20 protein-coding genes, 3 tRNA genes and 2 rRNA genes are annotated in these 21,137 nt (G+C 44.4%); 3 read left to right on the top strand and 22 right to left on the bottom strand.

Going from position 1 to position 21,137, the window contains the following annotated elements:
* The 6 genes from J0L83_14825 to J0L83_14800 form a co-directional block, all read right to left on the bottom strand.
* Nucleotides 1–1,936, bottom strand: a 23S ribosomal RNA gene (locus tag J0L83_14825); the annotation flags it as partial.
* 185 nt (nucleotides 1,937–2,121) lie between these two features.
* Nucleotides 2,122–2,195: transfer RNA gene (locus tag J0L83_14820), tRNA-Ala, on the bottom strand.
* A 15-nt stretch (nucleotides 2,196–2,210) separates the two neighbouring features.
* A tRNA-Ile gene (locus J0L83_14815) sits at nucleotides 2,211–2,284 on the bottom strand.
* 75 nt (nucleotides 2,285–2,359) lie between these two features.
* Nucleotides 2,360–3,888, bottom strand: a 16S ribosomal RNA gene (locus J0L83_14810).
* Nucleotides 3,889–4,435: 547 nt separating this feature from the next.
* On the bottom strand, nucleotides 4,436–5,188 hold the full coding sequence (truA, locus tag J0L83_14805; GenBank protein ID MBN8665848.1) for a tRNA pseudouridine(38-40) synthase TruA: 753 nt from the start codon (nucleotides 5,186–5,188) through the stop codon (nucleotides 4,436–4,438).
* On the bottom strand, nucleotides 5,164–5,922 hold the full coding sequence (locus J0L83_14800) for a hypothetical protein (GenBank protein ID MBN8665847.1): 759 nt from the start codon (nucleotides 5,920–5,922) through the stop codon (nucleotides 5,164–5,166). The genes truA and J0L83_14800 overlap by 25 nt, the downstream gene beginning before the upstream one ends.
* Nucleotides 5,923–5,997: 75 nt before the next feature.
* Between J0L83_14800 and J0L83_14795 the strand changes: the two genes are divergently transcribed.
* The gene (locus tag J0L83_14795; protein MBN8665846.1) at nucleotides 5,998–8,457 is read left to right on the top strand and encodes a M1 family metallopeptidase; all 2,460 of its coding nucleotides are present in this window, start codon (nucleotides 5,998–6,000) and stop codon (nucleotides 8,455–8,457) included.
* 77 nt (nucleotides 8,458–8,534) lie between these two features.
* On the opposite strand, the gene J0L83_14790 is transcribed toward J0L83_14795, so the two are convergent.
* From J0L83_14790 to gap, 5 genes are all read right to left on the bottom strand, one after another.
* Nucleotides 8,535–9,317 (bottom strand): TPM domain-containing protein, encoded by a 783-nt coding sequence (locus J0L83_14790; protein MBN8665845.1) that lies wholly within the window; start codon nucleotides 9,315–9,317, stop codon nucleotides 8,535–8,537.
* A 3-nt stretch (nucleotides 9,318–9,320) separates the two neighbouring features.
* Nucleotides 9,321–9,782: a TPM domain-containing protein gene (locus J0L83_14785; protein ID MBN8665844.1), complete on the bottom strand. Its 462-nt coding sequence runs from the start codon at nucleotides 9,780–9,782 to the stop codon at nucleotides 9,321–9,323.
* A 13-nt stretch (nucleotides 9,783–9,795) separates the two neighbouring features.
* Complete coding sequence (locus J0L83_14780; protein MBN8665843.1) at nucleotides 9,796–10,386, bottom strand: LemA family protein; 591 nt, start codon at nucleotides 10,384–10,386, stop codon at nucleotides 9,796–9,798.
* A gap of 114 nt (nucleotides 10,387–10,500) precedes the next feature.
* The gene (locus tag J0L83_14775; GenBank protein MBN8665842.1) at nucleotides 10,501–11,700 is read right to left on the bottom strand and encodes a phosphoglycerate kinase; all 1,200 of its coding nucleotides are present in this window, start codon (nucleotides 11,698–11,700) and stop codon (nucleotides 10,501–10,503) included.
* A 113-nt stretch (nucleotides 11,701–11,813) separates the two neighbouring features.
* On the bottom strand, nucleotides 11,814–12,827 hold the full coding sequence (gap, locus tag J0L83_14770; protein ID MBN8665841.1) for a type I glyceraldehyde-3-phosphate dehydrogenase: 1,014 nt from the start codon (nucleotides 12,825–12,827) through the stop codon (nucleotides 11,814–11,816).
* A 171-nt stretch (nucleotides 12,828–12,998) separates the two neighbouring features.
* Here gap and J0L83_14765 point away from each other — a divergent pair.
* Together J0L83_14765 and J0L83_14760 are read left to right on the top strand one after the other, a co-directional pair.
* A tRNA-Glu gene (locus tag J0L83_14765) sits at nucleotides 12,999–13,070 on the top strand.
* A 127-nt stretch (nucleotides 13,071–13,197) separates the two neighbouring features.
* On the top strand, nucleotides 13,198–14,376 hold the full coding sequence (locus J0L83_14760) for a tyrosine-type recombinase/integrase (GenBank protein ID MBN8665840.1): 1,179 nt from the start codon (nucleotides 13,198–13,200) through the stop codon (nucleotides 14,374–14,376).
* On the opposite strand, the gene J0L83_14755 is transcribed toward J0L83_14760, so the two are convergent.
* The 11 genes from J0L83_14755 to J0L83_14705 form a co-directional block, all read right to left on the bottom strand.
* Entirely contained in the window at nucleotides 14,358–14,636 is a 279-nt protein-coding gene (locus tag J0L83_14755; GenBank protein MBN8665839.1) for a hypothetical protein, read from the bottom strand. The two genes, J0L83_14760 and J0L83_14755, sit on opposite strands and share 19 nt — an antisense overlap.
* Nucleotides 14,637–14,708: 72 nt before the next feature.
* Complete coding sequence (locus J0L83_14750) at nucleotides 14,709–15,488, bottom strand: hypothetical protein (GenBank protein ID MBN8665838.1); 780 nt, start codon at nucleotides 15,486–15,488, stop codon at nucleotides 14,709–14,711.
* A gap of 127 nt (nucleotides 15,489–15,615) precedes the next feature.
* Nucleotides 15,616–15,957 carry a hypothetical protein gene (locus J0L83_14745; GenBank protein ID MBN8665837.1) on the bottom strand — a complete coding sequence of 114 codons (342 nt, stop codon included), beginning with the start codon at nucleotides 15,955–15,957 and terminating at the stop codon, nucleotides 15,616–15,618.
* Nucleotides 15,929–16,141: a hypothetical protein gene (locus J0L83_14740; GenBank protein MBN8665836.1), complete on the bottom strand. Its 213-nt coding sequence runs from the start codon at nucleotides 16,139–16,141 to the stop codon at nucleotides 15,929–15,931. Before J0L83_14740 ends, J0L83_14745 begins: the two co-directional genes overlap by 29 nt.
* 60 nt (nucleotides 16,142–16,201) lie before the next feature.
* Entirely contained in the window at nucleotides 16,202–16,594 is a 393-nt protein-coding gene (locus J0L83_14735; protein ID MBN8665835.1) for a hypothetical protein, read from the bottom strand.
* 589 nt (nucleotides 16,595–17,183) lie between these two features.
* Nucleotides 17,184–18,746 carry a hypothetical protein gene (locus tag J0L83_14730; protein MBN8665834.1) on the bottom strand — a complete coding sequence of 521 codons (1,563 nt, stop codon included), beginning with the start codon at nucleotides 18,744–18,746 and terminating at the stop codon, nucleotides 17,184–17,186.
* Nucleotides 18,746–19,306 carry a hypothetical protein gene (locus J0L83_14725; protein MBN8665833.1) on the bottom strand — a complete coding sequence of 187 codons (561 nt, stop codon included), beginning with the start codon at nucleotides 19,304–19,306 and terminating at the stop codon, nucleotides 18,746–18,748. Before J0L83_14725 ends, J0L83_14730 begins: the two co-directional genes overlap by 1 nt.
* Entirely contained in the window at nucleotides 19,284–19,583 is a 300-nt protein-coding gene (locus tag J0L83_14720; GenBank protein ID MBN8665832.1) for a hypothetical protein, read from the bottom strand. The genes J0L83_14725 and J0L83_14720 overlap by 23 nt, the downstream gene beginning before the upstream one ends.
* The gene (locus J0L83_14715) at nucleotides 19,567–20,142 is read right to left on the bottom strand and encodes a hypothetical protein (protein ID MBN8665831.1); all 576 of its coding nucleotides are present in this window, start codon (nucleotides 20,140–20,142) and stop codon (nucleotides 19,567–19,569) included. The genes J0L83_14720 and J0L83_14715 overlap by 17 nt, the downstream gene beginning before the upstream one ends.
* The gene (locus J0L83_14710; protein MBN8665830.1) at nucleotides 20,120–20,803 is read right to left on the bottom strand and encodes a hypothetical protein; all 684 of its coding nucleotides are present in this window, start codon (nucleotides 20,801–20,803) and stop codon (nucleotides 20,120–20,122) included. The genes J0L83_14715 and J0L83_14710 overlap by 23 nt, the downstream gene beginning before the upstream one ends.
* Entirely contained in the window at nucleotides 20,766–21,056 is a 291-nt protein-coding gene (locus J0L83_14705) for a hypothetical protein (GenBank protein MBN8665829.1), read from the bottom strand. The genes J0L83_14710 and J0L83_14705 overlap by 38 nt, the downstream gene beginning before the upstream one ends.
* Nucleotides 21,057–21,137: the final 81 nt, after the last annotated feature.

Genomic DNA, 21,137 nt, shown 5'->3' with positions numbered 1-21,137 from the left:
CCGGGCTCGTGGAGGAGACAGTGTTCAACTCATTAGACCATTCGTGCAGGTCGGAACTTACCCGACAAGGAATTTCGCTACCTTAGGACCGTTATAGTTACGGCCGCCGTTTACTGGGGCTTCAGTCAGGAGCTTTGACTTGCGTCGAACACCCTTCCTTAACCTTCCAGCACCGGGCAGGTTTCAGGCTCTATACGTCATCTTACGATTTTGCAGGGCCCTGTGTTTTTGTTAAACAGTTGGTTGAACCATTTTACTGAGACCACCCAGAAGGTGGTTGGCTTTATCCCGAAGTTACAGCCACAATTTGCCTAGTTCCTTCTCCACGGCTCACCCGAGCGCCTTAGAATATTCATCCCGTCTACCTGTGTCGGTTTGCGGTACCGGCTGCTATACTCGCTTTTCTTGGCAGAGATTTTATGGTTTCGCTTCGTCCGAAGACTCCACTCAGCGCACTATTCCGTCAGTACGCAACCACCACGTCTCTGCGTCACTTTCATTGTATAGCAGGTGCAGGAATATTAACCTGCTTGACATCAGCTACCCCTTTCGGGTTTGCCTAAGTACCGGACTAACCCTGATCCGATTAACGTTGATCAGGAAACCTTAGACTTACGGCGATGGAGTTTTTCACTCCATTTATCGTTACTTATACCTACATTTTCTTTTGAAATCGCTCCAGCATACGTCGCCGTACACCTTCGATGCAGATTTCAATGCTCCCCTACCACTCTAGCAAGCTAGAATTTAGAACTTCGGTTCGTAGTTTGATGCCCGATCATTTTCCGTGCAGGGCCTCTCGACCAGTGAGCTGTTACGCACTCTTTAAATGAATTGCTGCTTCCAAGCAAACATCCTGGCTGTTATAGAAGCCCCACCTCGTTTGTTCAACTTAACTACGTATTAGGGACCTTAGTTGCTAATCTGGGTTATTTCCCTCTCGGCCACGGACCTTAGCGCCCGCAGCCTCACTCCCGGAGATATATGTTAGCATTCGGAGTTTGTCAGGGTTTGGTAGGCGGTGAAGCCCCCTAGCCCAATCAGTAGCTCTACCTCTAACATACTTCAGAATCCGAGGCTGTTCCTAAAAACATTTCGGGGAGAACGAGCTATCTCTCAGTTTGATTGGCCTTTCACCCCTATCCACAGGTCATCCCAAGACTTTTCAACGTCAACGGGTTCGGTCCTCCAGTGTGTGTTACCACACCTTCAACCTGCCCATGGATAGATCACAAAGTTTCGCGTCTGCCCCAACTGACTAACCGCCCTATTTGGACTCGCTTTCGCTTCGGCTCCGTTAAATAAGAACTTAACCTCGCCAGTTAGGAGCAACTCGTAGGTTCATTATGCAAAAGGCACGCCGTCACAGCTTGCGCTGCTCCGACCGCTTGTAGGCACACGGTTTCAGGTACTATTTCACTCCCTTGTTCAGGGTGCTTTTCACCTTTCCCTTACGGTACTGGTTCACTATCGGTGTCTGAGGAGTATTTAGCCTTACCAGATGGTGCTGGTGGATTCGGGCAGGATTCCTCCGGTCCCGCCTTACTCAGGATACTGCTCGTCCTGATCAATTTGTACTTACAGGGCTATCACCTGCTATGGCCCCACTTTCCAGAGGGTTCAGTTTGATGATCACTTCTAAATGCAGTCCTACAACCCCGAATCGGCACGCCGATTCGGTTTAGGCTCTTCCCTTTTCGCTCGCCACTACTCAGGGAATCATTGTTATTTTCTTTTCCTCCCGGTACTTAGATGTTTCAGTTCTCGGGGTTGGCTCTCTTTCGAGTAACATACCTTCAGTATGTTAGGTTGTCCCATTCGGAAATCTAAGGATATAACGCTTGTGTGCAGCTCCCCTTAGCTTATCGCAGCTTACCACGTCCTTCATCGCCTCTCAGACCCTAGGCATCCGCCATGTGCCCTTAGTTGCTTTAAAAAATTTGAAATTGTAGTGATGTTACCACCACTATTGATTTTGATACTCTTGATGAGATCGCTTTTCCCAATATGTCAAAGATCTTGATCATCCAATTACATTGCTGTAATTATAGCGGATGAAAAGAAGATGTTCAGATAATGAATCTGCAGCCTGAAGCCAACATCTTATGTAAAGAACTAAAGTGGAGGATATCGGAGTCGAACCGATGACCCCTAGCTTGCAAAGCTAGTGCTCTAGCCAGCTGAGCTAATCCCCCGGCTGTCGTTTTAAGTAGACCCGACCAGAGTTGAACTGGTGACCTCTACATTATCAGTGTAGCGCTCTAACCAACTGAGCTACGGGTCTGAACGGGTCAAATAAAATCTGACAAAGAACAAAAATTGAAAGATTTGGAAGCAACGCGGTTAAACGCGTACTCTAAAAGGAGGTATTCCAGCCGCACCTTCCGGTACGGCTACCTTGTTACGACTTAGCCCCAGTCATCGATTTTACCCTAGGCAGCTCCTTTCGGTTACCGACTTTAGGTACACCCGACTCCCATGGCTTGACGGGCGGTGTGTGCAAGGTCCGGGAACGTATTCACCGTATCATTGCTGATATACGATTACTAGCGATTCCAGCTTCACGCAGTCGAGTTGCAGACTGCGATCTGAACTGAGATCAGGTTTTTGGGATTGGCTTCATATCGCTATGTTGCAGCCCTTTGTCCTGACCATTGTAGCACGTGTGTAGCCCTGGGCATAAAGGCCATGATGACTTGACATCATCCCCTCCTTCCTCGCGTCTTACGACGGCAGTTTCAGTAGAGTTCCCAGCATTACCTGTTGGCAACTACTGATAGGGGTTGCGCTCGTTGCGGGACTTAACCCAACACCTCACGGCACGAGCTGACGACAGCCATGCAGCACCTTACTGGCAGTGTATTGCTACAAAGTGAGCTTTCACCCACGGTCTCCCAGCATTCTAGCCCAGGTAAGGTTCCTCGCGTATCATCGAATTAAACCACATGCTCCACCGCTTGTGCGGACCCCCGCCAATTCCTTTGAGTTTCAACCTTGCGGTCGTACTTCCCAGGTGGGATACTTAATGCTTTCGCTCAGACACACACAGTGTATCGCGTATGTCGAGTATCCATAGTTTAGGGCGTGGACTACCAGGGTATCTAATCCTGTTTGATCCCCACGCTTTCGTGCCTCAGCGTCAATATATGTGTAGTAAGCTGCCTTCGCAATGGGTGTTCTATGTCATATCTAAGCATTTCACCGCTACATGACATATTCCGCTTACCTCCGCAATATTCAAGACTTATAGTATCAATGGCAGTTCTGGAGTTAAGCTCCAGGATTTCACCACTGACTTACAAACCCGCCTACGCACCCTTTAAACCCAGTGAATCCGGATAACGCTTGCACCCTCCGTATTACCGCGGCTGCTGGCACGGAGTTAGCCGGTGCTTATTCATCTGGTACCGTCAAGTGATCAAGAATGATCTTTTTTCGTCCCAAATAAAAGAAGTTTACAATCCAGAGGACCTTAATCCTTCACGCGGCATGGCTGGATCAGACTTTCGTCCATTGTCCAATATTCCTTACTGCTGCCTCCCGTAGGAGTCGGGCCCGTGTCTCAGTGCCCGTGTGGCTGATCATGCTCTCACATCAGCTACTGATCGTAGGCTTGGTGGGCCGTTACCCCGCCAACTACCTAATCAGCCGCACACCCATCTTCTAGCGCCGAAGCTTTAATATTAAGATGATGCCATCTCTATATGTTATGGGGTATTAATCCAAATTTCTCTGGGCTATTCCCCACTAAAAGGAAGGTTGTGTACGTGTTCCGCACCCGTTTGCCGGTCGCCATCAATGTATTGCTACATCATGCTGCCCCACGACTTGCATGTATTAAGCCTGCCGCTAGCGTTCATCCTGAGCCAGGATCAAACTCTCCATTGTAAATGAGTTGATCTGACTATTAACTTCAAATAAAATTAACGTCGGATTTAATGTTGTTACGTTCGTTTAACCTTACATCCTGCTTTCGCAGGAGTGCTTGTTGCTTCCAAACTTTCAAAGATCTTTTCGGCTTTTTTGCCGCCCCATTTTTGATTGGGGTTGCAAAAGTAGGAGCCTTTTTTATTTCCACCAAAATTTATTTGAGTTTTTTTTCAAATTATTTGGCTTCGATGTTTCTAAGAACTGTCGCTTTTTTTCAAGCGGACGGCAAAGATAAGGCGGTGATTTTTACTGGCAAATTTTATTTCAAATTTTTCTCACTTTTTTCTTTTTCACTCACACACCGCTCAAAGAACTTGCTTTTGATTACCGTTGTATTTCAAAAGCGGGCCGCAAAGATAAGCGTGAACACTTTCCTTCCAAATATTTTTTGAAAAAAGTTTTTCGCGATCTGCTGAAAACCTTTGCCAGCAAGCATTTCAGCACAATAAAAAAATTGCTGCGCAAATTGCGCAGAAATGATATCATGCAATGCATCATATATGCATCACACGATTTCTTGTAATAATCCATCAGGATAAAACACTTGCATTAAATATAATCCATGGCCAGGCACTGCAAAGTCGGCCTGCGTACAATCGCCGCTTTCAATAACAGTTCTGAAAGCTGCTACCGGATCTGCTGTTTTTTGTACCCTTAACATCGTTCCTACCAAGCCCCTTACCATGCCCCGCAGAAAGCGATTTGCTTTTACTTCAAAACAATAGCCATGTTCCGTTGCCACCCAAGCCGCTGATGCTATGTTGCACTGATAGGTGTTCACCTGGGTATTGCGCTTGGAAAAAGCCTCAAAATCACGGTACTCCGGCAAAACAGCAGCACAAGCCTGCAAATTTGCTAATTGAACAGGATAGGGATAATAGTATGCCCGCTCGTGCAAAAACGGATTTTTCTGATTGTAAATGAAGTACTTATACGCTCTGGCTACTGCATCAAAACGGGCATGCGCATCAGGTTGTACCGCATAAATAGCTTTCACGCTAATATCATGGGGTAGCAAGGCATTGAGGTTATACACCGCTTTGCCCTGTAAGTCAAGATCCGTATCAAAATGAAAGAAATTACCGTAAGCATGCACCCCCGCATCTGTTCTGGATGAACCGGTTAAAGGAATATCTACCCGGTAAAAAGTGCGCAAAGCCTGCTCCACCGCACTTTGTATGGTAGCCACATCATCCTGTACCTGAAATCCGCTGTAACGGTTTCCCAAATAACTTACTTCAATGAAATATCTGGCCATCGGCTGGGTATAATTGCAGCAGTAGACTGACTGCGGCTTGCAAAGCTATGCCTGTCGCGCTGATCTGCAAGCAATTGGGTTTGTGCAGTTCCTACCGGCTTTCCTGAACCAAGAACCACTTCATTCTCAGGAATATGCACCACAATGGTATCTACCTTGTCACCAGTCTTATCTACAAATACTAAATCCAAGCCCTTTTGTGTACTGAGTGTATAGGTACGAGAAATCTTTCCCGGCAAAGCGGGTGCTGTTATAGGCTGTACAACCAATATACTACTGTCTGCAGGCTTTGTCATTACAGGTGCTTTATCCTGCACCAGAGCTGGCAATAACTGTCCGAAGGGCTGCTCCAGCTCTCCATTACCCATGGAAGCTTTGTCTGCATCAATGGTTTTACCACTCACCAAATCTTTGAGTATCCAATTACCCTGACCAGCTTCTATCAATTCAAACCCCAGATCAGTATCCTTTACTTCAACCACAAAACGAATAGGCATGTTCTTACCCTTCTCCAAAAAACGAATCTCCATCAAATACCTGCCCCAACCCAATTGAGACACTGCCGCATAACCATGTTGCGAAGAATTAAAATCACGATCATCCACAGACACCGTAAAAGGTTTGTTATTGGCTGCCTGTAAAAAAAGAAAATGCTTGGTCTGCGCTATTGCTCCCAAAGTCAGCATCAGCGTGCACACCAGTAAACAAGCATATTTGCCGATAGGCGTTTTCATAAGGTCTTTAGTAAAATTATAACATCACCCGCTGCGATAGCAACTATCTTTACGACTTAACCATTCTTTCGCATTATGAAGAAAACGCTATTAGCGCTCGGATTATTTTCCCTGCTGGCCGCACAGGCTCAAAACACAACACCGGATGAATCCTGGAAATCGGTGTATCGTGCTACACCAGAAAAAACCAATGATCTGGTACACACCAAACTGCAAGCTGGTTTTGATTACGACAAGAGTCAACTCAAAGGCAAGGTTTGGCTTACACTGAGACCACATTTCTATGCAACAGATAGTCTGCATCTGGATGCTAAAGGCATGGATATTCATTCAGTGGCCATAGTTAGCAATAACAACAATCAGCCACTGAAGTATACGTACAAGAACGATGTAATACACATCAACCTGAATAAAACATATACCAGAGCTGAGTCTTACACAGTCTATATTGAATACACTGCTAAGCCAAATGAATACAAGGCAAAAGGCAGTGCAGCTATTACAGATGCCAAGGGTATGTATTTTATCAACCCTAAGGGCACTGAGAAAGATAAACCAACACAAATCTGGACACAGGGCGAAACAGAAGCCACCAGTGTTTGGGTACCTACCATCGACAAACCCAATCAAAAAACCACACAGGAATTCTACCTCACTGTACCTGCGAAATATGTAACCCTTTCGAATGGTTTACTGATTTCTCAAAAGCAGAACGGTAACGGCACACGTACTGATTATTGGAAAATGGATCAGCCGCATGCACCCTACTTGTTTTTTATTGGCGTAGGTGATTATGCAGTTGTGAAAGACAGCTACAAAGGCAAAGAAGTGAGCTACTATGTAGAAAAGCCATACGAGAAAGTAGCACGCAAAATTTTTGGTTATACACCAGAAATGATGAAGCTCTTCTCTGACAAATTAGGCGTGGAATATCCATGGGCTAAGTATGCACAGATTACCGGCGTTGACTATGTAAGTGGTGCGATGGAAAATACCACTGCTACTTTACACGGTGCAGGCGCACAACAAGATGCACGCGAATTACTCGATGGCAATAGCTGGGAAGAAACCATTGCGCATGAATTGTTTCACCAATGGTTTGGCGACTTAGTTACTACAGAAAGCTGGAGTAACCTGACAGTGAATGAAAGCTTTGCTAACTATAGCGAAGTAATCTGGGCAGAATACAAGCATGGCAAGGATGAGGGCAACTTCATCAATATGCGCGACATGAACGGCTATATCCAAAGCGGTAGCGAAGACAAACACCTGGTACGCTTCCATTATGCTGATAAGGAAGACATGTTTGATGCAGTGAGCTACAATAAAGGCGGTCGCATCTTACATATGCTGCGCAATTTTGTTGGCGATGATGCATTTTTCAAATCACTGAATAACTACCTCACCACTAATAAATTCAAAACTGGCGAAGCACATCAGTTACGTCTGGCATTTGAAGAAACTACCGGTAAGGACCTCAACTGGTTCTTTAACCAATGGTATTTCAGCAACGGACATCCCAAACTGGATATCAAGTATAGCTACAATGCTGACAATAAGCAGGCATTGGTGGTTGTAAAGCAAACACAAGCAAATAAAGTATATACACTGCCAACAAGCATTGATGTGTATTATGGCAATAAGCGTGAGCGTCACCAAGTTTGGGTTGATAGTAAAGAAGATACATTCTATATCAACGCCAATACCAAGCCTGATTTGATTCAATTTGACGGTGACCGTGTATTGCTGGCAGAGCGAAAAGACAATAAGTCTCTACAAGAACACTTACACGCATTCAGAAACACCGGAAAATATCTGGACAGAAGAGAAGCACTGGATGCAGCAGCTAAGAACCTGAGCAAGCCTGAAGCACTAGCATTTATTGTAAATGAAGGACTGAAAGATCCTTACTTCCGCATTCGTTTGCGTGCCATCACCAGTCTGGGCATGGGCAAGCCCGATGCAAGCGCAGTAGCTGTTTTAGAGAAAATCGCGCTACAAGATCCTCAGCGCATTGTACGTGCACAGGCTATTGATGCATTGGCCAAATTAAAGAACCCAGCTTACGCTGATATGTTTAAGAAAGCCGCGCAGGATTCTTCTTACTCAGTAGCCGGCGCAGGCTTGGTTGCATTAATGGATGTAGATAGTGCTGCCGCAGTAACTTTAGCTAAGCAATTAGGCAAATCTCCTGCCAAAGGCCGATTGGCTTCAGCTATTACAGATATCAGTATCAAGTCTGGCGATGAATCAGCATTTGAGTCTATTGCTGCAGGTTATGAGAATATGGGTATGAGCCAGGAAAAATTCCAGCAGACAGCTTCTTTTGCACAGTTCCTTGCGAAAGTGAATGATACAGCCAAATTCAAGAAGGGTGTTGACCTGATTGTTGGCTTTAAAGAAAGCATCCCTGAATCTTTCCGTGCACAAACCAACGCCTACTTCAACAATATCCTTACCGGATTGATGAATGCGAAAAAAGCTGCAGGTGCGAATGATCTCGCAGAGTATATCAAGAGCAAGATGGGCCAATAAGCCTACTCAATAGCTTACAAAGAAAAGCCCCTGCATTGTTGCAGGGGCTTTTTATATCGATTCATTTCATTAACTCCTTACCATCCACCGGAAGCACCACCACCTCCGCTGCTGCCGCCACCAAATCCGCCAAATCCACCACCACCGAAGCCGCCTCCGCCCCAGCCTCCACCGCCACCTCCGCGGCGTCCGCCACCGAGTACAGAAGACCAGAAGATCGCTTCAGCAATGTCGCCATAACCTCTGCGGCTAATCATTCCACCACCGCCACCACCTTTACGGATACTGGCTACAATCACGAGGATAATAATGAGAATAATGATGAAAATAAACATACCGCCACCTTCTTCCTCACCCTTAATCTTGTTGCGTTTTACTTTATACTCTCCAACTGCAGCTTTCGCAAGTGCATCAGTAGCACGATCAATACCACGATAATAATTACCCTCTTTGAAAGACGGACCTAATTCATAGCGAATGATATTATTGGCAACGATATCAGGAATAGCACCTTCTAAGCCATAACCAACTTCAATACGCACTTTGCGATCATCAATGGCTGCGATGAGCAGTACACCGTTATTGGTTTTCTTATTGCCGATACCCCATTCGCGGAACAGCTTGTTGGCATATTCTTCAATAGGATAATCTTCCAATGAGCGAATCAAGACAACAGCGATCTGGTTTGAAGTACTATCGTCCAAAGCCACCAGTTTCTGCTCCAGAATTTCCACCTGCTCTTTGGAGAGCACACCAGCCGCATCGTTCACCAGTTTTGGTGGATTGGGCTTGGGCAGAATATTCTGCGCAGACAGGAGCTGAACTGTCAGCAGCGAAAAAATGAACAGTAACTTTTTCATGGATTAAGCACCAAAGACGATATCGTCTGGTAATTCGTTTTTATCTGTTGCTCCGTCGTACGGAAAATGCTGATGCAGTACTTCACCGATATCATTTACCACGGCAGCCAATCCGCTTGCATAATCCTTGTTCCGGAAATGCTGCAACATTTTCTGTACTTCACTCTGCCAGAAAGCTTCGCCCACACGTTCGTGAATACCACTATCGCCAAAGACAGCCACCTGTCTGTCTTTCACCGCTACATACACGAGCACACCATTTTTTTCTTTGGTACGCTCCATTTGTAAGCCATGAAACAATTCAATGGCGCGATGCAGTGGATCCACATAACTGCATTTGCTTTCTATATACACACGCACTTCTCCGCTGGTGCGTTGTTCAGCTTCGCGAACAGCAGCCACCACCTGTTCCTGCTCATCGGCAGTGAGGAAGCGGTTAGAAGTGCGTGGGAAGAGTGAAAACATAGATCTGTCAATATTAGAATTTCACTTCAGGGGCTTTTTCAGCACCAGCTTCAGCTTTAAACGCTTCTTTGGTTTTGAAACCAAACATGCCTGCAAAGAGGTTCATTGGGAATGAACGCACTTTTACATTATAGTCTTTCACCGCAGCGTTGAAATCGTTACGAGAAACCTTGATACGGTTTTCTGTGCCTTCCAGTTGAGCCTGCAGACCGCGGAATGCTTCATTCGCACGAAGGTTAGGATAGTTTTCAGTTACCATCAACAAACGACCCAAAGCCTGGCTTAACTGGCCTTGTGCAGCCTGGAACTCCTGTAATTTCTCCGGTGTCAGATCCTTGGCATCTACTTTAATCTGTGTAGCGCTGGCACGGGCAGCAATCACATTCTGCAAAGTGGTTTGTTCAAAATTGGCTTCGCCTTTTACGGTATTCACCAAATTAGGAATCAGGTCTGCACGACGCTGGTAATCGCTCTGTACGTTTGCCCAGGCGTTATTGACTACTTCATCCTGCTTTACCAATCCGTTATAACCATTACAACCGCTGAATCCTACAAAAAGAACCAGAACGGCAATGACGATCAAAACAATGTTACGAGTGCTCATGATATGATTGTGTTTTAACTAAGTTACTTGTTTGTATTTGGATGCATGAAAAGATTACAATAAAAATGCCACTTCTTTCAAAGTGGCATTTTGTCTCTTGTTAAAAGCTTGTTATCAACCCTTTACCGCAGCAATACCGGGTAATACTTTTCCTTCAAAATATTCCAGCATGGCGCCACCGCCTGTGCTTACATAGCTGACTTTATCGGTAAAGCCAAACTGGTTTACGGCAGCCACACTATCGCCACCGCCTACCAACGAGAATGCACCACCCTGCGTTGCTTCAGCCACAGCAGTAGCAATTACTTTGGTACCATGTTGAAATTTCTCCATTTCAAACACACCCATGGGGCCATTCCACAAAATGGTTTTAGAACGTTTGATCACATTGGCAAACTGTTCGCATGCTGCAGGACCGATATCCAGACCCATCCAGCCATCAGGCACCGCATTGGAAGGTGCGGTAGAGGTATTCGCATCTGCCGCAAACTTATCGGCCAGAATAGAATCTGAAGGCAGGTGAATATTCACGCCCTTGGCTGCAGCTTTTTGTAACAGACTAGTTGCAGTGTCTAACCGATCTTCCTCACAAAGTGAATTACCAATTGTACCACCTTGTGCTTTCATAAAAGTATACGCCATACCGCCACCGATGATGATATCGGTTGCACGCTCCAATAAGTTTTCAATGATGAGGATTTTATCACTCACTTTGGCACCACCAATGATGGCGGTGAAAGGCTTTTCTGCTTTGTGCAATACACGCTCTGCACTTTCTACCTCACCTTCCATCAACAAACCAAACATGCGCTTGTCTGCTGCAAAGTATTGCGCAATGATTGCAGTAGAAGCGTGTGCACGGTGTGCAGTACCAAATGCATCATTCACATATACATCGCCCAGTTTGCTCAGCTTCTCTGCAAAAGCCGCATCACCTTTTTCTTCTTCTTTGTAGAAACGCAGGTTTTCCAGCAGCAATACTTCGCCAGCTTTTAATGCAGCCGCTTTATCAATCGCTTGCTGACCAATGCAATCATCTGCAAAATGCACCGGTGCGCCACCCAGTAATTTGCCAAGGTGTGCAACGATGTGGTTCAAAGAGTATTTGGCTTCAGGGCCTTCTTTCGGGCGACCGAGGTGACTCATCAGAATCACACTACCGCCATCGGCTAAAATCTTCTGAATGGTTGGCACAGCCGCACGCATACGCGTATCATCTGTGATGGCTTGTGTCTGCTTGTCGAGAGGCACATTGAAATCCACGCGGATCAATGCTTTTTGTCCCGAAAAATCGTAGTTGCTAAACTTACTCATAGCATGTTGAATTAAAAAACCGCAAAGTCTATTCAGATCATCGTAGCGAGGCAATCCTGCGCACAATATCCAACAGCCTTTGCGGTGATTATGAAAATAGTGTCTTAGACGAATTACTTACTGATCAATCCGGCAAAATACTTCACCGTACGAACCAGCTGAGATACATAGCTCATCTCGTTATCGTACCAGCTAACAGTACGTACCAGCTGGGTATCACCAACGGTCTGTACTTTAGTCTGTGTAGCATCAAACAATGAACCATAAGTAATGCCCACGATATCGCTGCTCACGATTTCATCTTCCGTATAACCGAAGCTCTCATTGGCGGCAGCTTTCATGGCAGCATTGATTTCTTCTGCAGTGGTTTTCTTACCCAATACCACAGTCAGTTCAGTTAATGAACCTGTAAGTGTTGGTACACGCTGTGCAGAACCATCCAGTTTGCCTTTCAGGCTTGGCAGAACCAGACCGATTGCTTTTGCAGCACCGGTGCTGTTAGGCACAATGTTTTGAGCAGCTGCACGAGCACGACGCAGATCACCCTTAGGGTGAGGTGCATCCTGTGTATTTTGGTCGTTGGTGTATGCGTGTACAGTTGTCATCAAACCATTTACAATGCCGAACTGCTTTTCCAACACATCTGCCATTGGGGCCAGACAGTTGGTCGTACAAGAAGCACAGCTGATGATGGTTTCGCTACCATCTAGGTTCTGGTGGTTTACATTGAATACGATGGTCTTCAGATCGCCGGTTGCAGGCGCTGAGATCACCACACGCTTAGCACCTGCAGTCAGGTGAGCAGCAGCTTTGTCTTTATCGGTGAAGAAGCCAGTACATTCCAGTACCACATCTACATCATGCTGACCCCAGGGAATATCTGCTGGGTTTTTCTGTGCGTAGATTTTTACTTCATGCCCATTGACAATGATGGAATTATCGGTGGCAGACACTTCCTGACCGAAACGGCCCTGTGCGCTGTCATATTTCAGCAAATGTGCCAGTACTTTAGGACTGGTTAAATCGTTGATGGCTACTACATCGATTCCCTGCATGTTGAAGATCTGGCGGAAAACCAGACGGCCGATACGGCCGAAACCATTGATCGCTACTTTTACGTTGCTCATGGATGCGTTTTTGATTAATGAAAATTTGCGCCGCTAAGGTACAGTTTTCAGGGGGAATGCTGGGGGCTGACAGCTTTGTTTTACGATTATTTGACCTGTGGGCGGTATAAGTTTCAAAATTTTTTGGCGGGAATGGGGGGCGACCCTATTTTTGCAGCCCATTCAACGAACGCCCGGTTCGTCTATCGGCTAGGACATCTCCCTTTCACGGAGGAAAGACGGGTTCGATTCCCGTACCGGGTACACAGAAAAGGCAAGACCAGTAAAGGTTTCAGCCGATTCAAAGAAAAGTAGGGCGAAAAGTCGGGCAACCGACCAAGCCAAAAGAGGTGATCTGCTATTACGAGATTTTCAACAAAAAATCCGTGGCATGGTCACCTTTTTGAATTTTAAGCATCTCAAACTCTATACCGGCAAGAGCTGGTACATCGAGTATTACTACCGAATTCCGGGCACAGAAGACTTCAAAAGATTCAAAGTACGATTCGATATGAATCGGATCAAAAACCTAACTGAGCGTAAGTTGTATGCTCAAGAAGCTTTGAAGTTTATGCGCGAAAAACTGGATGGTGGTTTCAACCCATTCATGCATGCAGGTATGCATCAGGATTCTGATCACAGAATACTGGCACAGCTTTTCAAGCTAAAGACGCTAATGTCTGAGGGTGTATCTATTACAATGGCCGCAAGCTATACGGAGCACTACAATCGATTTGAAAAATTTATTGAGGGTAGATCATGGCAGCTTTTCACAATGGCAGCCATTGGTATGGACCAAGCTAAGCTTTACAAGAAATGGCTGATGGATAGCGGGTTCAGTAAGAAAACGGTGAATGCTTCACTTAGCTACATGGCCATGTTTTGGGCGCAAGCCATTGAACAAAAATGGGCTGTGCTGAACCCTTTTCTTTCTGTACCCAGGCTGAAAAAAGCACAAGCGATAGAGCGTAAGAGTGACGAACGATTTGAACCGATTACGGGAAATGAGTTGGTCACCCTTTTTGAAGCTTTGGATAATGAAAAGCTGCAGGACTTCCGTGATTTTTGTGCATTCATTTACTACTCCTGGGCACGCCCAATTGAGATTAGCAGATTAAGAGTTGCGGACATAGACCTGAATGCTTCTACAATCAGATTCAAAAGAAGCACTACAAAAAATGCAAAGGCAGACTTTGTGCAGATAGTTCCGCCATTGAAGGAAATACTCAAACGAAGGATGTTGCAACTCAAGGATGGTACTCATTTTTTGTTTGGTCAAGGCTTTGCCATTGGACCGGTACCGCTTAGGAAGAATAAGCCATCTGAATATTGGAGAGAAACGGTAAAAAACAAATTGGGCATTGATAAGGACATGTATGCTTTAAAGCATACCGGCAATATTGAATACTTGCTGCTCAATAAAGGGAATGTTGACATAAAATGGCAACAGAAGCAGAACAGGCATAGCAGTTCTGCAATGACTGAGCGATATAACAGAAAGCTTGGCGCCTACTTTATTGATTTGAAGGATGTGCAGTTTAGGAAGCTTGCTCAGTCATCCCATGATTGATCGGGTATGAAATCATCAGGCTCTTGTGGTAATCCAATGCGCTTAATTTGCTTTTTTTCTTCTCTGCTTAGGCCTTGGTACCAGTCAGCAACCTTAACACGTTCTCCAAATTCACGGAAGTATTTCTTCAAATCGTTGTAGTGGGTGAAGGTTAACAGGTAGGTGATGCCTTCTCTAGTTATTGTATATCGATCTGTGGAAGGATCCCACTTCAAATCAAATAGTGCGGGTGGTAATGGATGGTCAGCTCTGCGGCCCATTTTGTAAATTTATGATGTCCGTTGTTATGGACTCCCAAGAAAAGGCCATCCCGAAAGGGGTGGCTATTTTATTTATATTCCAGATATATACATTATTGGATATGCATTTTCTTCAGCTGAGCCCCAACCTTGTATTAGTAACACAATCACGTATTCTTTGGTAACCTTTTCAACAGAAAAAACATTTTGATTCTTTGAGAAAACCATTACAGTTGGGGCTTCTTTAAACTCCGGCAGTCTGTCTCCATTGATAGTAACTAGATCTTTAAAGTATAGTTTAAGAGCAGGAATTTCTTGAATTGCAGGGATTACATTTTTTTTATAGCGAAAACCTGTTGTACTATCGTTTACTATATAAATGTCTTTTCTAAGAATTGTGTACTGATTAATTTTCTCAATTTTACTTTGAGCTTCTTTAAGAGAAGAAGTTACATAGGCTAATTGCTCAGACGTGTAACTTGATTTTTTACCAATAGATTCAGCTTTATTGTTATAGGAATCAATAGAATTTTTAAAGTCAGAAGAAGATGCTTCTAGGTCATCTTTTAATCTAGCAAATTTCAAAGAATCCGACACTATTTTATCTTGTAATGAATCAATCTTTGGTCTTAGTTGATCTATTACCGCAAGCCTTACTTTTTCTAGACTATCGCCTGCTATAAAAAAAAATGCCGCTACTATAACAGCAAACAATGATATCAAAGATTGATACTTATACTTTAGCTCCCAGTATTGTTTATCGCTTAATTCATGATTCTTTTTTGCTGCTTTCCTAATTGAAAGAAGTTGCAACCACATTGGTAATGAAAATACCAGTATAGAAATAACAAGTATTGTAATAATTGTATTCATAAAGTTCTATTGTTGACTACTAAAATAGCCACTTTTTCTTTGCTTCTTTCTTTTTGCGAGCGGAGTGACTGAAGGGAACGGAGCGAGTAAAAAGAAAGAAGTCCCGCCAATTGGCAGGACTTCAAAGCTACTTGCTAAGGTGGGCTGATACTTCAACCTGCAAGTTGCTGAATACATAAGCAAGCGGGAAAAACTCTTCTTCCTGCTCCCCTTCTTTTTTGGGTGGTGCATCGGCTTTTTTAATTGGCTTGGGCTGTCCCCACATTAGCAAAGCTTTCTCACCTCTGCGCACCTGAAAGCCTTGTTCTTTCCATTGTCTATAGCTGTACAGGGTTGTATGCCCCTGCTCTGCGTAAAAATTTGCTAGTCCTTCATTGACTGAACCGATTGCACCCTCTTTAACGAGTAGTTGAAAGCCTTTTGAAATAGCCTTTAATTCCTCACGCTTCTGCTTCATTTCCTGATTCATAAAAAAATGGTTTAGTGTTTCTGATAAAAAAATCTGCAAGTGTCAAACCGAATGTGAAAGCGTTAGCTAAATAGCCGCCATTTCTGTAGATGCGTTCAAACTCGGTTTCATTAAAAATGTGGGTAAGGTTTAGCGCCTGCAGGTATTCCATGCAGTGCATACGCACTTTTTGCTTCTGTGTCATTTCCTGTCTGTTGATTCTGAAAAAAGGGAGAGAATGCCCCACAGAACGTGGGGCAATGGTTTACCACTTCAAAAGCGGCTCAATGGCTTTGATTTTGTCGTCAATGGTTTTGCGTAGGCACGCGATGACTTCGGCAATCACTTCATTATTCTTCGTCTCAAATGATACACTTCTGTTGTGGTAATCATTCAAAGAGAGGGTAATGTTTTCCGCTTTGTTCAAATCAAATTCAGCCAGTTTCTGCTTAGATGCTTGCAATCTGTTGTACTTGCCTTGCAGTTCAAAAAGTTGGTTTAATCTCAAAAGCCTGTCTTCCAGTGGTGGGGTTTCCTGTGCCGTTTCTTTTGGCTTTGGTGTTTCCGTTTTGGGCTGAACTGGTACTACTTCCAGTTTTACGGCTTGGGCTGTTGGTTTGGTGGCAGTCTTAACTGCACCGTTTGCAGATGTACTCATAAAAAGCTGCCGTGTTTATAGAGTTGCCGCCTCTTTTATTTAATACTCTAATTTACTGAACATCAACGAATTGGGCAAATATTTAACCCACTTTTTTTAAAAAAAATAGTACAATTTTCTTAGCCTAAAAGTCAGCAAAAACAACCCTTCCCGAAGATTTTTACAAAAAATCTGTAGGGTTATAGCGTGAGCGGCACGGCGTGACCTATCGGCGGAAGGGGCGGACACGGGGCGTTTCCTAGAAATATGAGAGAGCCCCCCTTATGTGCACTACCCGTAGGGTAGACCGATAACTGCCCTTATGCGAGCATAGCGAGCCAATACAGCCCTTGTGTCCGCTTGCGGGCGCATGGGCTGCTTCTTATGCCGATTGTGTAATTACGAAGGAATGTAGGCGAGATGGAATGAGTGTAGGTAAAGCCCACGATACCTTATCAATACAAATTGGGCTGCCGAAACGAAATGACAGCGATGCCAGAATGAGTGAGGAATTTCTCTATCGGCAATGCGTTAGGGATTGGAGCAGGCTACCATGTAGCGCGGAAAGCCCGGCCGAGCATAGCGAGGAACGCCCAAATTAACTTATAAGTTAACTTGTTCTTATACCCAGTCCTGGTACTTCACTATCAGTATCAAATAGATTTAATCCAAATACCCCCTCACATAGCATATCAAATGCATCTGGTAAGTGTGGAGCTTCTTCTGCCGGAAACCTCTGATCTTTCTCTTTCGATTTATCCTTCTTAGTCTTACCCCCAACTATAATTGCTGGGGTCTGCTCCATAGCTTTCAATAGAGTTGTACAATTATCTTGAAAGTAAATAGAATGCACACCTATTGCTGCTAACCATTCATTCAGGTTCTTATACTTGATATCATGATCAGGCGCATCGCCTATATAATGCTCAATCACATTCCATCCGTAAGCACGCATATAGCCAACGAAAGAATCTCTAAATGTTGTTTGCAATGGTGTTCTACCAATTGCAGTATGATCGAATATGTAGTGAAACTCTTTATTGGCATGAGTGGCATACTTATTAGCAAATGCATCCACAACATCCTTCATGCCCTGAGGGTAGAGTGCATACAGATCATCTACAATATTCAGTGTCTTAAACTGATTATTTAAGACACTACCAATCTGTGCTACAACCAAAGGAGATATCCTGAAATTATAATCCATCGCGCCAAAGAATGGCCGGCGAGGATCATACAGTACACCACTCACTTTATGATTTACAGATAGCATCGGATAAAAGCACTGCTCTACTTTATCAGGATCCTTATTCAATATGGCCACATCGTACTCATATTGTGTACAGATTCTTTTCTGCAGTCTGAAGTATCTATCACCCAATACACGCTTGTTTTCATAAGGCTTCATCTCTGCAACAAATACCATATCCTTTCTGATCTCATTCATCACCTGCTCATACTGATCAATCTCTTTTTGGTACTTATAAACGGTTGCAGTGCTCTTGGCTTCCCTTACCAACTGCTGCAGCCTAAATACTTCCATTTGCATCACATACACAGATTCTACAGCTTTCTGATTTACCTGCTTACGTTTGGCCAGCATCCATTTGGTGTTAGGTCCAAACTTATCGCTGAACATCCATACGCTGAGATACTCAGGAAGATGCCCATACAATTCCTGCAGCCCTCTAAGTGCTGGAATTACTTCTGTGTTGATTTGTTCTTCTTTACAGAACTTAACCTCATCACCTATTGCAGCCTGAGCATTATAAGCGTTTGCAGAACCTTCCACCTTTAGAGATACCAAACAAAGACAGGCACCGGATGAGAAAGTAATTACGTTGCTATAGTCATCCAGCTTTATATATGGCTTATCAAATGAATCAGGTGGCTTCTTGTATCTAACAAAATCCACATCTTCTATCATGCCCATCTTTGTTTCCATGAACGAAAGAATATTGGGCACTACCCTGTTCCGCAAACGATCATAGGTATCTGAGAAAAGTAGGATCTGACTCCTGGGCATTTTACGAATCAGCTTTTCTAAATGTGGTCCAATACCACCACCCGTTTTACCACCGCCACGCTGCCACCAGCAATAGGTAGTATTGGCATTGATGATCTGTGCCAATGCCTGTGTATCATGTAGCTGAAGGGAAATGCTGTCATTCATTAGTAATCTTCTTTTTTCTGCAGAATTTCAATAATCTCTTGTGCTCCTTCTAAAGCCTGTTCTGCTGTAAGATTGGTATTCATCACATTTACAGCACCAATCTGGTAGATGATTGTTTTTGGTGATTTGCGCGGCACATAGTCAGGGTACTGGCCAATGTATTTCTGCAATACCGCTTCCAACTTAACAGCTGAGTCATTATCCTTTTGAACATACAACTCATAAATTTTACGCTCAATGAACTCAATCCTACGCTGGATAAAATACTTTTTATTCAGCGGCATACTGCTTTCAAAAACCAACTCAGCATTGCGCATATCAGAATAGGCTGTATCTCTTGATACACCGTATTTATCCATGATATCTCTAGCCAACAGCTCGCGCGTGCGCTGACCATTATTCTTTCTGATGATCTCATCAGCATAACGCCAACGATCAAGCAGCTTCAGCTGCAGCTCGGAAAGTTCCGGACGGCTTTCTTCTCCATGCAGCTCTATGTAAAGCTGTATGACATCGCGATTCTTATCCGCGTATTTCTCATTCCTCTTCGCTAAATCCATTGAGTTGTAAATTTTTCTTTGTCTCATCAAAGATTTTCATGCTCAGCGTTTGGGCCGGACTGGATCCATTTCTTGCCAACTGAAATGTGGCTTCCCTTATGGCCAGTTCTGAGCTATATAACCCTTTGAAATAAGCAATGGTAAATTCATGGTCATCATCTTTCATCCAATCCACCACAATTGATGGCTTTAGGCCCAAAAGAAAAGCCACCTGTTTAGGTGTATAAGCGGCAGCCCCTAGCCTGGTCACTTCCTGCAAATCAAGATTCTCTACCATTGATGGCTTTTGTAATGAATTCATGATAAAATGAGAAGATGTCCGGGTTGTTATCAATCACACCGGCTTCCCATCTTTTATTCTCTGTGTAGTTGGCGGATCCCACTACAGAAACAGTGTGCAGATCATTTTTGAGCAATGTCACCTTAGCGTGTGTCATTGTGGTGGCAAAGCTGTCTGCAATGGATGATATCAGCTGCATACTGCCAGCTGTTCGGCTTTCTACCCTATCATCCAACAGGCAGTGCAGGCTTTTAATGAGCCCCTTCTCTTTCAGGTTGGCAATAATTCTTGCAGGTGTTTCTCCAAAAGCATAGCTGGAGATATACACATCTGCAGGCCCAATGATATCGATCAGTTGCAGCAATAATTGATGCATGCTCCATTCACCATTAGAACGCCAATACACAATGCTTTTTTTGCTCAGCTGCTCCCTTAGCATACTGAATAGCGGAATATCAGCAATTGTTGCCTGAATATCTACAGGCAAAATGCCGCTGCCCTTATTGGCAGCCTGCTTCTCATACATGCCGAAATCAATTTTTTTCGCTGTATTCATCGCCTGTCAATAGTTTATAGCGTTGCTTGTATAACAGATAGCGCTCAACGTGTGCTGGATTGTCCGGCTCATTCTTGGCCTTCAGCCTGTTTCTTCGAATACCCTTTTTGGTGGCCTCAATAACCTTGGCCAATTCTTTAGGATCTGTGGGTACTACAAACTCATCTGGTGCCGTCTGATCAGGAAGCTTGCCATGCTCCAAATAGTAATCTCTCTTGGCCCATACGGCATTGATTTCAGCATCCAGCTCCACGATTTCTTTACAGATAGTTTTGCATACAGCTACAGCTTCAGGTCGGTTAGATTCTCCCCAATCATCCAATTTCTGCTGTAGGTATTTCATGCGCGTGTATGGCGCTTTCCATTCCAACTGAATGGCTGTGAGAATAGGATCATCAGAAAGCGGCATTTCCGTTACCCGCTGAGTGAGGGAACGGTCTGTAGTGCTTTTGATTTGGGGAATGGCCACCTGTATTACAGTGGCTTTGGGCTTTTCGCTAACAAGCTGCTCAGCCAATTCTACCAGCTTCTTCAGCCTGTCGGGCGTATTGCCGGCAGTAATCCACTGCCAAAGCTTTTTATCAGTACAATAGGGCTGTATAATCACAACCCCAGCATGGTAATTACGGCTGCTCTTGAGCCAATTCTGAACTGTCCGCATGTTCCGAATGTCCGCCACTTGGCGCGGACACAGAAGGACAGTGCTTCAAGTACCATACAAAACGGCCATCAGCAAAGTCGTTTCTGAATCCTTTCTCGATCATGTGGTTGTAGATGTCTGTTGCGGGTACTTCGGCTCCGGAATGCTCATACAGCATGGCGCCTATCTCTGAAGTAGAATAAAGAAAAGTGTGGTTGTTTTCGTCTGCCGGAACGAATTTAGAACTGAAGGCATTAAGGGCTTCCTGACTCATAGTATGCGGGTTGAGCGCCCACACCTATGAAACCATAGATGAACCCAGAGCAAAAGCCTGGATTACTCAACCCTCATGCTA

The sequence above is a fragment of the Chitinophagales bacterium genome, from assembly GCA_017303835.1.
Taxonomy (GTDB): domain Bacteria; phylum Bacteroidota; class Bacteroidia; order Chitinophagales; family Chitinophagaceae; genus JAFLBI01.
Note: the sequence above shows the minus strand (reverse complement) of the source record. Positions and strands in the feature narration are given on the sequence as shown.

Coding starts and splice junctions, on each gene's coding strand:
- truA (MBN8665848.1), bottom strand. CDS start 5,188: ATGGCCAGATATTTCATTGAAGTAAGTTATTTGGGAAACCGTTACAGC.
- J0L83_14740 (MBN8665836.1), bottom strand. CDS start 16,141: ATGACACAGAAGCAAAAAGTGCGTATGCACTGCATGGAATACCTGCAG.
- J0L83_14720 (MBN8665832.1), bottom strand. CDS start 19,583: ATGGTAGAGAATCTTGATTTGCAGGAAGTGACCAGGCTAGGGGCTGCC.
- J0L83_14725 (MBN8665833.1), bottom strand. CDS start 19,306: ATGGATTTAGCGAAGAGGAATGAGAAATACGCGGATAAGAATCGCGAT.
- J0L83_14790 (MBN8665845.1), bottom strand. CDS start 9,317: ATGAAAAAGTTACTGTTCATTTTTTCGCTGCTGACAGTTCAGCTCCTG.
- J0L83_14785 (MBN8665844.1), bottom strand. CDS start 9,782: ATGTTTTCACTCTTCCCACGCACTTCTAACCGCTTCCTCACTGCCGAT.
- J0L83_14715 (MBN8665831.1), bottom strand. CDS start 20,142: ATGAATACAGCGAAAAAAATTGATTTCGGCATGTATGAGAAGCAGGCT.
- J0L83_14800 (MBN8665847.1), bottom strand. CDS start 5,922: ATGAAAACGCCTATCGGCAAATATGCTTGTTTACTGGTGTGCACGCTG.
- J0L83_14775 (MBN8665842.1), bottom strand. CDS start 11,700: ATGAGTAAGTTTAGCAACTACGATTTTTCGGGACAAAAAGCATTGATC.
- J0L83_14705 (MBN8665829.1), bottom strand. CDS start 21,056: ATGAGTCAGGAAGCCCTTAATGCCTTCAGTTCTAAATTCGTTCCGGCA.
- gap (MBN8665841.1), bottom strand. CDS start 12,827: ATGAGCAACGTAAAAGTAGCGATCAATGGTTTCGGCCGTATCGGCCGT.
- J0L83_14795 (MBN8665846.1), top strand. CDS start 5,998: ATGAAGAAAACGCTATTAGCGCTCGGATTATTTTCCCTGCTGGCCGCA.
- J0L83_14755 (MBN8665839.1), bottom strand. CDS start 14,636: ATGGGCCGCAGAGCTGACCATCCATTACCACCCGCACTATTTGATTTG.
- J0L83_14710 (MBN8665830.1), bottom strand. CDS start 20,803: ATGCGGACAGTTCAGAATTGGCTCAAGAGCAGCCGTAATTACCATGCT.
- J0L83_14735 (MBN8665835.1), bottom strand. CDS start 16,594: ATGAGTACATCTGCAAACGGTGCAGTTAAGACTGCCACCAAACCAACA.
- J0L83_14750 (MBN8665838.1), bottom strand. CDS start 15,488: ATGAATACAATTATTACAATACTTGTTATTTCTATACTGGTATTTTCA.
- J0L83_14745 (MBN8665837.1), bottom strand. CDS start 15,957: ATGAATCAGGAAATGAAGCAGAAGCGTGAGGAATTAAAGGCTATTTCA.
- J0L83_14760 (MBN8665840.1), top strand. CDS start 13,198: ATGGTCACCTTTTTGAATTTTAAGCATCTCAAACTCTATACCGGCAAG.
- J0L83_14730 (MBN8665834.1), bottom strand. CDS start 18,746: ATGAATGACAGCATTTCCCTTCAGCTACATGATACACAGGCATTGGCA.
- J0L83_14780 (MBN8665843.1), bottom strand. CDS start 10,386: ATGAGCACTCGTAACATTGTTTTGATCGTCATTGCCGTTCTGGTTCTT.